We start from the raw sequence: 13,002 nt of genomic DNA on the forward strand, positions 1-13,002 counted from the left end.
TCATTATGTTTTGGTTTTTAGTGGGGTTCTTCATTGCCTCTAAAAGAGATAAAATTGAGAGCGAAAGTCATTAATAAAAAGAGAGCTTAATGCTCTCTTTTTTGTTTGTTCTCTGTTTTCAAGGCATTTAAACAGGCGTTAAAAACGGTGTTGTAGGAGATGTTTGTCATGCATGCGGCTTTATTTGGGCATGTTTGAATAGAGCGCTTACAGTGCTGTACCCAGTCTACTTGACGTTTAAAGAATATATGTTGATTGCGGCATTCAATATTTTGGTCAATGGCAGTAAAGGGTGCGGTGCTAAAAAAGTTGCTGTACCCTGCCATTTCTTTATTGCCGGGACCAAATAAACATACGGTTGGGGTGAATGTATGTTTGGCGATATGCGTAATGCCAGTGTCAGGGCAGACCAATAACTTGGCATGTTGGATTAAGTGCCATAGTTGAGCAAGGTTGAGTTGACCTGCTGTTGAGCTAAACTCGCCATCAGGGTCTGCAGCTTTAACTAACTCTAATTCATTGGGGCCCGCACTCCAAATAGGTATAAAACCTTTTGCATTTAACTCCCTTGCTAAGCGGATCCAATAGTCATTATTCCAATACTTTAAAGGCGTGCTTGCACCTAAATGAATAACGACATAAGGTAACTCAGGGAGTGAAAAGTTGGAAAAATCAGGTTGAGGCCATTGCTCTGGATCGTAGAGTAACTCTGCTTTTGTTTCCGTTAACTGACCAATAATATCGGTGATTGATGTTGGGTCTTTAGGTAGCGGAATTAATTCGTTGAAGGGAATATCTTTATAGTTCTTTTTATCGTTTTCATATCCTTTAATCCAACGGCTACCAATGGCAAACGCAGTCCAAGAATAACGATTGTCTAAAATAGGCAACGCAAGATCGTAAGTTGGACGCTTGAAAAGGGCAAACAATGATTGCCATGATTTTGGCGTAAAGGGAATAAAGTGAACGCCATATGGTCGAGACTGGTACAGCGATGCCAGCATGGGAGGCCCTGCAACCTCTATTTCAGCAGTGGGGTATTGTGCTCGCAAACGGGCCAGTAATGACGTTACCATCAATGCATCACCAAGTAAGAGTTGGTGAATTATTAGGATACGCCTTGGTTTTTCTGGTTGCTGCTTACGCTTGAATAGTAAGCGTGGAGAACGGAGCAAAATTGCCCCGAACTGGATCAAACGAAAAGTAGAGCGCGATGACATGCTACTTGCTCACCTTCTGGAAGATCGCTTCCATCTCATCAACCATTTTAGTCATGGTGCAGTTAGCTGATGCATGCTTGTAGCTGTAAGCCCCAAACTCTTCACGTAGACTTGGATTATCAAGCAACTTTTCAATCGCAATTGCTAATGACTTGCTGTCTTTAGTTTCAACACAGTAGCCATTCTTTTCATGATGAAGAACTTCAAGAATACTGCCGACATCCGTTGAAATAATCGGTAGGCCGCATAGCATAGCTTGCATGATCCCTTGGGGAACTCCTTCGTTACCGTAAGACGGTAGGCAGAATAGATCCATTGCTTGGAGCCATGGTACGACGTTGTCTTGGTTACCGACTAGCGTTACTTGGCCATCTAAACCGAGCTCTTTAATTTTAGCTTCTAGTGTTGGCCGAAAAGGACCATCACCGACCACTAAAATGTGGCAATCTTGACGATGAAGTGCGGCTACTGCTTCAACAAGGTACTCATGGCCTTTCCAAGAGCGAATGGTTGCTAAGATCCCGATGATAGTTTTACCGTCTGGTAATGCTAATTCAGCTTGGATCTGCTTTTTATCCTGTGGCAGGACAAATCGGTTTTCATCAATTCCGGTAGGTACGGACTGCATTTTATTAAGAGCAACACCATTCTCCGAGTGAAGGGTTTGGCGAAGCTTCTCACCCGTAGTCGCGATGAAATCATTACCTTTTTGATACAACCATTGAGTGGTTTTTTTATTATGAACGGCGGTTGATAGGTGGCGAGTACGCACTATGCCTGGACGTGAAGATCGCCATGCTAATGCAACTGATACTAACCAGCTATCCGTTGAACTATGAGTGTTAACCACATCAAATTGATTAGCAGATAAAAAACGAAGCATCGCCAGCAAGGCGGCTGGACGCTTTTTATTGATAGGTAAAGCCACGGTATTGATACCGCGCTCTTTTGCTGCGCTATAGATGTTTGAGTTTGAAGGGCAGGCTATCGTCACTTGGTGACCGCGGGCAATCATGCCTTCAGATTCTGTCAGGGTACGAATTTCTTGGCCGCCCCAGCCACAAGATGATTCAGTATGGAGAATATTTAATTTTTTCATGATTATTTATCTTTCTTTCATCAGTGTGGAATATAAGGCTGTCATGTCGTTCACCATTCTTTCGATTGTAAATTGTTGTGCGGTGTGACGAGCGTTATGCCCTAATTGTTGAAGCTGAGATTGTGTTTCACATTTAGCAAGGCTGTCTACGATTGAATCAGCAGAAAAAGCCTCGCAAATGAAGCCATTTTGGTTGGGTTCAACTAAATCTTTTGCACCAACAAAATCAGAGACAATAACACCCAGACCTGCCGCCATAGCTTCGAGTACCACATTACCAAATGGTTCATAATGTGCTGGGTGCAATAATAGGTCCGACGCCGCCATTAGCTTAGCCACATCGGTGCGAACACCCATAAAATATACACGCTCATTGACACCTAATTGTTCCGCGAGGGCTTGATAAAATTTGATTTTTTTCTCTTTTCCCACCACGAGTAATAAAGTGTCTTCGTTGGTTTTAGCGACAGCTTGGATTGCCTCTTTGACCCCTTTTCGCTCAAAACCGGACCCAACAAAAATTAAAATACGCTTATCTTGAGGTAGGCCTAATTCTTGGCGAAGTTGGCGTTGTTCTTCACCCCATGCCGGCGTGAATTGGTTACTGTTGATACCGTTATAGATGGTGACCAGCTTATCTTCTGTAATAGTAAAATGAGTCAGAATATCTTGCTTCACCATGTTCGAAATACAAATGACTTTTTGCAGTTCATTGGATTCAAACATTTGACGTTCAGTGGCAAGGATATAGCGATGAAAACTGTCCATTTTTTGCCAACACTTTTGTAGCGGAGTGGCATGACGGTTTTTAATATTTAACCACTGGGCATGAACGCCATCACCTGCGCGATAAAGGTTACAACCTGGCAGTCGCTCGTGAGATTGTACAATATCAAAGTCTTGTGTTGTTAAACGCTGCTGTGCATTTTTGGTAAAATTACGTACCTTAGCCGTGCGAGTCAGCCCTGCTTTGTCTATTTGGTGAATTTGATAGTGAGAATCAGCATTTTTAGGCCAAGCTTGAGTGATTACTGATACGTCAAGATCTGCGCTTTTTAACCCATCTAGAGAGCGAGCAATGATCTTTTCTGCACCACCATCAGGGCGATACTGTTGGCGCACAATCGCTAACTTAGTCATCAGTAAGTTGCTCCTGAATGGCTTGATAAACCGTATCAACACTGATTGATGCCAAGCACTCACTGATTTTACCGCCACCACAGCCATCGTAGCCGCATGGACGACAAGTATGGTTTGAGGTCAGTACGCGAGCTTTATCACTCCAAGGCGCCCACTCAATATCACCACTAGGGCCAAAGAGGGCAACGCAAGGTGTGTCAACGGCGGCGGCAATGTGCATCGGCACTGAGTCAACGCCGACCATAAGCTTGGCTTGAGCAATAGTAGCAGCCAGTGAGCGCAGTGATAGTTGGCCAGCAAGGTTGTGCAAGCTCGGGTGACTGATGCCGTCTAAAATCCCTTCAACCAATCCCATTTCGACTTTATCGGGAGCTGCGGTGATCACCACCTGATGACCATCAGCTAATAACTGCTGGATCAAGCTGCGGTAATGCTCGATACGCCAAGTTTTAAATAGCCAACGTGAGGTTGGATGCAGCACGATAAAATTCTTGTCGTCGACATTTGAACGCAGTTGTCGAGCGGTTTGATACTCTTGCTCACTAAGCTCGAGGATCAAAGGTTTATCTTGTGGCTTAATGATAAGACCCGCTTTGCGAAGTGCATCTAAATGAACTTCTACTGTGTGGCGAGTATTGCCAAACCGAGGTAAGTGGTAACGGATTGGAAAGGCTTTCTTCCACGATTTATCTTGGCGGTTTTTATAATTACCTGCCACGCCGTATTGAGCTTTAGTCGCCCACTTGATCCATGCACCACGACGACTTTCAGTTAAGTTAATCACTAAATCATATTGTTGGTGGCGTAGTGTCTTTATCAGAGCAGCTTCATGCGCAATATGTTTGAAAGTACCAAGTTTCTTCCATTTTTTGTCAATGGAATGCAAGGTGTCGATAGCAGGGTGGCCTTGTAGCATCGGTGCAGTATCGGTATACACCAGAGCATCAACTGTTAAGTGCGGATGATGATTTTTTAGCGTCTGATACACGGGTGAAGAGAGAAGCACATCGCCATGGTGACGAAGCTTGATCACTAAAACGCGCTGTACCTTAGCCCAATCAATGGGGTGGGGCAGGTAATCGTATAGAGGAGATGTTGTCATTAACCATTGCCTTCAGATACTAATAAATCAGATAACTGTGTAAACACATAATCGGCTGTCAGTGCAGCCATGGTGTCTTGCTGTAATGATGATGCCGTTAAATATACTTGCCCTTGACCATAGCCACCAATCAAGCCGGGATCGGTTGGACCATATAGGGTGATATTAGGTTTATCGAGTGCGGCTGCTAAATGGCTAAGGCCAGTATCGACGGATACGACTGCACGAGCGTTAGCTAGCACACCTGCGACATCAAACAAGCTTAGTTTAGGCAGAACGTCGACGTGATCAAAACCTTCAGCTAAGCGAAGAGCGCGTTGGTGTTCGTGCGGGGCACCCCACGGCAGTTTGATCTGATAGCCAAGTGTGGATACTTGGGTGATTAATTCACGCCAGTGCTCTTCAGGCCAATGCTTGTTATCACGCGTTGTAGCGTGCAAAAACACCAAGTAGGGCAGCTCTGATGGTACTGATTGTGCCAAGAAATGTTGAGCAATCGCGTAATCACCAGTTTGAGTTTGTGTACTCTTTTGTTTGGGAAGTGCATATCCCAAAGCATTAGCAAATAACTGCCGAATACGCTCAACTGCGTGTAGATCTTTGCTGATGTTATGGCATTTATCGTAGCAATAACTGGCCAGGGGCTCTTTGATTGAGTACTTATCGTAACCGTGTTTTATACCGTGTGCTTTATGCGTGAGTAAGGCGCTTTTAATCAAGCCTTGCGCATCAATTATTGCGTCATAGTGTTGGTGCTGTATCTGCTGTTTACAGCGTTGCCATTCACCAGATTTAATGGTGTTGATGATATTTTTACGCCAACGACGAATTGCCACCGGGATCACTGTGTCGACAGCTGAGTGCCATGATGGGATCTGAGCAAAGCCTTCTTCGACTACCCAATCAAACTGGATATTAGGGATGGCACGCGCGGCATCAGTGATCGCCGGTAAGGTGTGGATCACATCTCCCATCGAGGTGGTTTTGACAATCAAGACGCGCATGATTGACCTGCCAATAGTTCATCGAGTGCATCGAGCGTCATTTGCGGTGTAATATCGATCAAGCTTTGATGGTAGCCTTGCTCGCCATCGCCTTTACGCACCTTTAAGTAACCGTCAATCAGGCGAATCACTTTCGCTTGATGGGTCAAAGGTGGGGTAAAGTCAGGGCTTGATGGTCCGTATAAGGCAACCAGCGGCAAGCCGACAGCGGCAGCAACATGCATTAAACCTGAGTCATTGGTGATTGCTGCTTTACAACTTGCCATCAAATCAACCGCTTGTTCCAATTTAGTTTGACCCGCCAGATTAATACAATGGGTGCGCTGAGTATCGGATAAGTGAGCCAGAATTTCTTCACCAACAGGATGATCTTTGCCTGAGCCAAAAATCCATACTTGCCAGCCTGTATCGATCAGCTGAGCAACCGCCTGTGCATAGTGATAATGAGGCCAGCGTTTGGCTGGACCAAACTCAGCGCCAGGACAAATGGCTAAAGTAGGGCGATCTTGATTAAGGCCTAACGCTTGGCATGCTGCAATTGTACTCTCGTTGTCCACTTGCAGTGCTGGGTACAGTAATGGCTGAGGTAGTGCTTTGGCTGATGTCATCTCTGCTTTATCAAATGCCAATGCGATGTAGCGCTCAACCATTAAAGGGAAAGCAACCTTGTCAAGTTTGCGATAGTCATTCAGAAGGCCATAACGCATTTCACCAAGCCAACCACTGCGCTTTGCAATGTCGGCAAACCAAGGTACCAAGGCTGATTTTAAAGAGCCAGGTAACACAATCGCTTGATCATAACCGCTCTGTTTTAGTGTTTTCCCGAGTTGACGACGCACACTTAATTGTAATGAACCGTGACCAACAGGCATTGCAACCACGTTATTAACTTCAGGCATACGGCTTAAAATAGGACGACACCAATCGGGTGCCATCACATCAATGGTTGCATCTGGGTTATTGGCTTTTAATGTGCGATATAGACTTTGCGACATCACCATGTCGCCTACCCAGGATGGGCCAATAATTAAAATTTTCATTAGGCTAACCCGTTGTTATGGTTAGGGTTTGTATTTATCAGAGCGATATGGTTCAACAATGCCTGGACGTTGTGTTTTTAAGAATTTCAAAATCCACATGTATTGTTCTGGCTGCTCATTAACAAATAGTTCGATATGTTCGTTCATCATACGTGCATCTTGCTCTTCACTACCACTAGGAAAAGGATCCAAAGCAGGCAGTATACGCATGTTAAATTGTCCTGTTTCGTTATCGTAAGTAGGAAAACAGGGCACAATGCGAGAGCGGCTTAATTTAGATAGTTTACCTAAGCCCGCAATCGTTGCTTTTGTAGTCGCAAAAAAATCAACGAAGACACTGTGATTTGGGCCAAGATCTTCATCGGGTAAGTAATAGCCTAAGTAGCCTTCTCGTACTGATTTAATGAAAGGTTTGATCCCTGCACTACGTTCAAAAATCTTGCCGCCATATTGTAAGCGCTGACGGCTCATTAGCCAGTCGGTAACAGGGTTAGATTGCCTCTTCGATATATTGGAAATGGGTAAACCACGAGAAGCTAGCAATACAGCTGGAATATCAACGGCCCATGTATGTGGCACCAGCAAAATAACACCCTCGCCAATATCAGTATGTTTGGTGAGGTTTTCCATCCCGTAGATCACCGAGTTACTTTCGAGCCACTGACGAGAACGAGTGGTCAGTGCGGCTAATCCCATCAAATAAGTGCCTGCGGTGATAAAAGTATCAAGCAAGATTTGTTCGCGTTCAGCATCTGTTTTTTCTGGGAAGCATAATAGCAGGTTGATGCGTGCGCGATGCGTTGCACCACCTTTGATCTTTACTGCTATTCTGGCGAAAGGAATCGCCACCGCACGGCGAAAACCGTGCGGTAGTAGAGAAAGTAAAGCACCGACTATGATAGCTAACCACGTGCCCCAGTATTTCGGGTGAAGATACGGCCACTCAAATTGTGGTCGATGTGCTTTATTGTCGTTATGATCGATCATAGCCGTTGTTCTATTACTTATTAATTAATGCCATGTACTCAGCAACGCCTTCTGCTACTGATTTAAATGGTTCGTTGTAACCTGCCGCGCGAACTTTCGTTAAATCCGCTTGAGTGTAGGTTTGGTAACGACCTTTAAGGTGCTCAGGGAAAGGTACGGTTTCTACGCCGCCTTTACCATGGTGTTTGATCACGGCATCAGCTACGGCTTGGAATGATTCCGCGTTGCCTGTACCACAGTTAAAGATGCCAGATACGCCATTTTCTAAGAACCATAGGTTCATTTTAGCGACATCACCGACGTAGACGAAATCACGTTGGAAGGTTTCAGAACCAGCGAACAACTTGGCGTTTTCCCCCTTGTTGATTTGGCTGTTTAGGTGGAATGCAACCGATGCCATGCTACCTTTGTGCTGCTCACGTGGGCCGTAAACGTTGAAGTAACGGAAGCCTGTCACTTGTGACAGTTTTTCACCATGTTCTTCGGCATCTTGCCATACACGGCGTACGTAGTTATCGAACTGTTGCTTCGAGTAACCGTAAACGTTCAATGCACCTTCGTACGGCTTTTCTTCGATGAAGTCGTGATCACGGCCACCGTAAGTGGCTGCAGATGAAGCGTATAGGAACGGAATTTGACGCTCTAAACAGTAATGAAGTAGCTCTTTTGAGTACTCGTAATTGTTTAGCATCATGTACTTGCCATCCCACTCCGTGGTCGCAGAACATGCGCCTTCGTGGAAAATAGCATCAATTGGACCAAACTCGTCACCCGCCATGATTTGCGTGATGAAGTCTTCTTTGTCCATGTAATCAGCGATATCAAGATCAACCAAGTTGGCGAATTTGGTGCCATCTTTTAGGTTATCTACAACTAAAATGTCGTTGCGACCTTGTTCGTTTAGTAGTTTTACGATGTTGCTGCCGATCATGCCGGCGCCGCCAGTTACAATAATCATGAGTAGTCCTATTGCTAAAACGTTGATCTTACGGCCGCGATGTCGCCACCGTACAAGAATTCTGTCTATCTTATGATAACATCAACAGAGAGCCTAAGTGCGAAGGAAGTGAAGACAAATGAAGACCCGAGATCGAATCATCATGGCTGCGCTAGAGCTTTTTAACGAGCGCGGAGAGTCCAATGTAACTACCAACCATATTGCTGCGCATTTGGGCATTAGCCCTGGCAATCTCTATTATCATTTTCGTAATAAAGAAGAGATTATACACAGTATTTTTGATGAATACGCCAGTGATTTGCGTATCCGCTTTCAACCACAATCTGAGTTTGATGCCACAGCAGAGAGCTTATTACAGTATCTTGATGCGGTCTTCATGCTGATGTGGCGCTACCGTTTCTTTTATGCCAACTTACCCAATATCTTACGTCGTGATGAGGGGCTGCAAAGTAAATACTTAGCGGCACAGGAAAGCCTACATCAAAATATGATGGCGTTGATGGAGAGCTTTAAACAGGGCGGTCTGCTGGATTTAGATGACAAAGAACTATTGAGTTTAACTAATACCTTAAAGCTAGTCGCTTCAAGCTGGATTTGCTACCAAACCACTCAAGCACCAGGGGCTCAGATCACAAAAGCGGTGATCTACCAAGGCGTACTTCAAGTGTTGAGTATTGTTCGTCCGCTAACGACAGAGAAAGGTCGAGAGCGTGTACAACAACTGGAAACGCACTATGTTGACCAAGAGCGACAAGACATAGCGTAATTTACAACATGCGCTAGAACAGGGCTGATAGCGGTACCAGTTCAACGTCGGTGTCGAGTAATGGAAGCTGTTGCTGCAAGGTACTCAATGTCACTGGGTAAGGATGACCAATTGCTACCGCATAGCCATGACGTTGGGCGCGTTTGACCGCCATTTTTAGTTGCTGAGTGACAAACTCTTGCGTGCGAAAATGGTCGAGGAAAATGTGGCGGCGTAGGGTGGGAAGTTGAAATACGTGTGCTCGTTGTTCTGCTACGCTGTGAACGCTGGTTCGACTGTCGAGAAAACCCAAGCCTTGTTCGGTGAGTACTGTCATCACCCAATCCATGCGGGTGACATCTTGAGTTAACGCACTACCCATATGGTTATTGACGGCAACGGCATGTGGAACCCGCAATAAAGCGTGGCGCAAGGTTTGTTTGAAGGAACCTTCTGACATCCGTTTAGTCAGGGTGCTGGGCTCGAGTGGTGCTGCGCCTTGTGGCTGCATTGGCATATGTAGTAATACATCACGTTGTTGCTGATGTGCTAATTCCGCCGTTGCGATATCAAATGGCGTATCGGGTAAAATCGAGAGGCTGATTTGAGCGGGTAAAGCTGATAACGCCACAGGCATCGAATTATAGCCTAGGTCATCAATCACAATTGCCAGCTTAGCGGCAATTGTAAAAGGGGAAAGGAGCAAGCATAAGGCTCCTAATGTGAAAACTGCTATCCTTTGCATGCCTCACCTAATTGTCCGCTATGGCGTTATTTTTTGAGCCAAGTTCGAGGATTGGTCGGCGTACCTTTACGCCGGATTTCAAAATACAATCCTGATTGGCTTTGGCCGCCACTGTCACCCACTAATGCAATAGCTTCATTGGCTTGAACGCTGTCGCCCACTTTTTTAAGTAAGGTTTGGTTATAACCATAGAAGGTCATATCCCCCTTGCCGTGATCGATGGCAAGCATCAGACCATAGCCTCGTAGCCAATCAGCAAAAATGACTTTACCCGGATAAACGGCATTCACTTTGCTTCCACTGGCTTTACCTATGACCATGCCTTTCCAGCGTAATTCACCTTGCTGTTTGGTACCGTAGTTGTGTCGCACCGTGCCTTTTACTGGCCATGGCAGTTTGCCGCGGTGTTTTGCTAAACCATCCATCGGCGCTTGGCGTGCGGCGCGTTCAGCTTCTAGCTTCGCCTTGGCAATTTCTTTGATCAGGCGGCGTTCATTCACTTTAAGTTCGTTAATGTAGCTGCGATCATTGCTCATTTGGCCTTTAATGCCAGCAAGGGTGCGTTTACGTTTTGTTTGTTCACCCGTTCGTTTTTTATTTTCGGCTTGTAGTTCATTAACAAGCGCTTGCTGTTGTTGGCGTTGCAGGGCGAGTTCATGTTTCTTTAATTGCAGCTCAGTATCAATCGCGCTTAATGCGGTAAGGGCGTCAATACGGGCTTTGCTGATCCGCTCGGCATACACGGTATAGCGATCTAGGGTGTGGCTATCTTGACCGCTCAGTAGATTTGCCAGCTGGCTATCTTCACCTTGACGGTATTGGGTATTGAGCAATTCGCGTAGCATCTCTTGTTGACCAAGACGTTGCTGTTGAAGTGTCTGCTGCTCTTGGCTGAGTTTTGCGATTGATGCGGTTAGTGCTTTTCGCTTATTTTCGGCCTGATGGATTTTTTTGGTGGCATTGGCAATGGTGAGCTCGCGTTTTTTAAGCTCATTTTGTAATGCGGCATAACGCTTTTGCTTATCTTGTAGTTGGCCTTGTTGGCGTGATAACTCGTCTTTAACGCCATCGAGTTGATTATCACCCGAGGCATAGAGTGGTTGGCTAAAGCATAGGCATAACAAAGCGCCAGTGCATAAAGCACTGGCGCGGAAGGTCTTTGTGAGGTGTTTGATCATATCCCGCATGGGATAGATTATTTCAGATCAAACAGCACCTGACCAGTCATCTCTGCAGGGATTTCGATATCAGACATTGCTAGCATTGTTGGTGCAAGGTCAGATAGCTTACCGCCATCTTTCAAAGTAAGTGATTTATTACCTACGTAGATCAACGGAACCGGTAGGTTGGTGTGTGCAGTGTGAATGCCACCCGTTTCAGGGTTAATCATCATTTCTGCGTTACCGTGGTCGGCAGTGATAAGTAGCTGACCATCCATTTCACGGATAGCTTCAACCACTTGGCCAATACAACCATCAAGTGCTTCACACGCTTGAACCGCAGCATCGTAAACACCTGTATGGCCAACCATATCGCCATTCGGGTAGTTACAAATAATGGTATCGAACTCACCTGATTTGATTGCTGCAACCAGTTTTTCAGTTAGCTCTGGCGAGCTCATCTCTGGTTGTAGGTCGTAAGTGGCGACTTTTGGCGAAGCAACCAGTGAGCGAGACTCACCGTCAAACTCGTCTTCTACACCACCATTGAAGAAGAAAGTGACGTGTGCGTATTTCTCTGTTTCAGAGATACGAAGTTGTTTCTTACCTTTCTTCGATAGCCATTCACCTAAGGTGTTCTCTAGGCTTGCAGGTGGGAATGCCGCAGCTAAATCAATGTTAGCCGCGTATTGCGTTAGCATCACGAATTCAACCGCAGGGAACGTATTGCGTTCAAAACCAGCGAAATCAGCAAGGAAAGCACGTGTGATTTCACGCGCACGGTCAGCACGGTAGTTCATAAAGATAACCGCATCGCCATCTTCCATCGCAGCAGACGCTTGGCCTTCCGCGCGGATTTCAGTGGCTTTAACGAATTCATCGTTTTCATCACGTGCGTAAGCGGCTTCTAGGCCTTCAACAGCGGTTGCTGTTGTAAACTCACCGTTTGCTTGGGTTAGCACATTGTAAGCAACTTCAACGCGATCCCAGTTGTTATCGCGGTCCATTGCATAGTAACGACCAACCAGTGATGCGGTACGTCCTTTACCCAGCTCAGCAAATAGTGCATCGAAACGCTCAAGTGAGTGTTGTGCACTACGTGGCGGCGTATCACGGCCGTCTAGGAAACAGTGTAAGTAAATCTTTTCTGCGCCACGTTTAGCTGCCATCTCGATAGCGGCTGCAATGTGGTCTTCATGGCTGTGAACACCGCCTGGTGACATTAGGCCCATGATGTGAACAGCTTTGCCTGCTTGGATTGCTTTATCCATAGCATTCACTAGCGCTTCTGTTTCAAAGAAGTCGCCATCAGCAATAGACTTAGTGATACGAGTCAGGTCTTGGTAAACCACGCGGCCCGCACCAATGTTGGTGTGACCCACTTCAGAGTTACCCATTTGACCATCTGGCAAACCTACATCTAGACCCGATGCAGAAATCAGCGTGTTCGCTTCATTTGCAATTAGACCATCCATTACCGGTGTTTTTGCGTTTGCGATCGCGTTGTTTTGCGCGTCTTCGCGGTAACCCCAACCATCTAGAATCACTAGAGCCAATGGCTTCTTAGCAGACATAAGCTGTCCTCTTGTATGTCATAAGTGAAAAATCAAAACTAATCACCTTAACGCTTTGATTCTTTCAAAGTATTTAAGGTCATGAGTTTTGAATGTTGGTAATTTTACTACAACTTCACCCGAAAACTGTAGGGTAAGATCAAACAATGCTGTAAATAAATTGTTAGTGTTTCCGTAAAATATATTCATTTTTTGATGAGAAGGTAAGTCTTTTTCCATTGTTTTTTA

The 13,002-nt window shown here is 45.5% G+C and carries 12 protein-coding genes; 1 reads left to right on the top strand and 11 read right to left on the bottom strand.

Translation table 11 applies throughout. The features are described from left to right. Window positions 1-86: 86 nt before the first annotated feature. Genes ASV53_RS18035 through rfaD form a run of 8 tightly spaced genes read right to left on the bottom strand, consistent with a single transcriptional unit; the run spans window position 87 to window position 8,550 of the window. Entirely contained in the window at window positions 87-1,220 is a 1,134-nt protein-coding gene (locus ASV53_RS18035; protein ID WP_062688307.1) for a glycosyltransferase family 9 protein, read from the bottom strand. 1 nt (window position 1,221) lies between these two features. Beyond that, window positions 1,222-2,319 (bottom strand): glycosyltransferase family 4 protein, encoded by a 1,098-nt coding sequence (locus tag ASV53_RS18040; protein WP_094958107.1) that lies wholly within the window; start codon window positions 2,317-2,319, stop codon window positions 1,222-1,224. A gap of 6 nt (window positions 2,320-2,325) precedes the next feature. Further along, on the bottom strand, window positions 2,326-3,459 hold the full coding sequence (locus ASV53_RS18045) for a glycosyltransferase family 4 protein (RefSeq protein WP_189337912.1): 1,134 nt from the start codon (window positions 3,457-3,459) through the stop codon (window positions 2,326-2,328). Then, complete coding sequence (gene rfaQ, locus ASV53_RS18050) at window positions 3,452-4,561, bottom strand: putative lipopolysaccharide heptosyltransferase III (protein ID WP_094958109.1); 1,110 nt, start codon at window positions 4,559-4,561, stop codon at window positions 3,452-3,454. Before rfaQ ends, ASV53_RS18045 begins: the two co-directional genes overlap by 8 nt. Further along, complete coding sequence (rfaC, locus tag ASV53_RS18055; protein WP_094958110.1) at window positions 4,561-5,565, bottom strand: lipopolysaccharide heptosyltransferase RfaC; 1,005 nt, start codon at window positions 5,563-5,565, stop codon at window positions 4,561-4,563. Before rfaC ends, rfaQ begins: the two co-directional genes overlap by 1 nt. Further along, entirely contained in the window at window positions 5,553-6,605 is a 1,053-nt protein-coding gene (gene rfaF / locus ASV53_RS18060; protein WP_094958111.1) for an ADP-heptose--LPS heptosyltransferase RfaF, read from the bottom strand. The genes rfaC and rfaF overlap by 13 nt, the downstream gene beginning before the upstream one ends. Window positions 6,606-6,626: 21 nt before the next feature. Then, window positions 6,627-7,592 (bottom strand): lauroyl-Kdo(2)-lipid IV(A) myristoyltransferase, encoded by a 966-nt coding sequence (gene lpxM, locus ASV53_RS18065; RefSeq protein ID WP_094958112.1) that lies wholly within the window; start codon window positions 7,590-7,592, stop codon window positions 6,627-6,629. Between the two features lie 13 nt (window positions 7,593-7,605). After that, the gene (gene rfaD, locus ASV53_RS18070) at window positions 7,606-8,550 is read right to left on the bottom strand and encodes an ADP-glyceromanno-heptose 6-epimerase (RefSeq protein ID WP_094958113.1); all 945 of its coding nucleotides are present in this window, start codon (window positions 8,548-8,550) and stop codon (window positions 7,606-7,608) included. Between the two features lie 118 nt (window positions 8,551-8,668). Here rfaD and ASV53_RS18075 point away from each other — a divergent pair, with 118 nt between their 5' ends. Beyond that, window positions 8,669-9,316 carry a TetR/AcrR family transcriptional regulator gene (locus ASV53_RS18075; protein ID WP_094958114.1) on the top strand — a complete coding sequence of 216 codons (648 nt, stop codon included), beginning with the start codon at window positions 8,669-8,671 and terminating at the stop codon, window positions 9,314-9,316. A 13-nt stretch (window positions 9,317-9,329) separates the two neighbouring features. Here the strand turns inward: ASV53_RS18075 and ASV53_RS18080 are convergent, their stop codons facing one another. Genes ASV53_RS18080 through gpmM form a run of 3 tightly spaced genes read right to left on the bottom strand, consistent with a single transcriptional unit; the run spans window position 9,330 to window position 12,774 of the window. Next, a complete protein-coding gene (locus ASV53_RS18080; protein ID WP_094958115.1) occupies window positions 9,330-10,040 on the bottom strand; it encodes a divergent polysaccharide deacetylase family protein in 711 nt (236 codons plus the stop codon). 26 nt (window positions 10,041-10,066) lie between these two features. Continuing rightward, a complete protein-coding gene (locus tag ASV53_RS18085; RefSeq protein ID WP_094958117.1) occupies window positions 10,067-11,218 on the bottom strand; it encodes a peptidoglycan DD-metalloendopeptidase family protein in 1,152 nt (383 codons plus the stop codon). Between the two features lie 17 nt (window positions 11,219-11,235). Further along, window positions 11,236-12,774, bottom strand: coding sequence for a 2,3-bisphosphoglycerate-independent phosphoglycerate mutase (gpmM, locus tag ASV53_RS18090; protein ID WP_094958116.1), 1,539 nt, complete (start codon window positions 12,772-12,774; stop codon window positions 11,236-11,238). Window positions 12,775-13,002: the final 228 nt, after the last annotated feature.

The sequence above is a fragment of the Photobacterium sanguinicancri genome (assembly GCF_002265265.1).
Classification (GTDB): Bacteria; Pseudomonadota; Gammaproteobacteria; order Enterobacterales; family Vibrionaceae; genus Photobacterium; species Photobacterium sanguinicancri.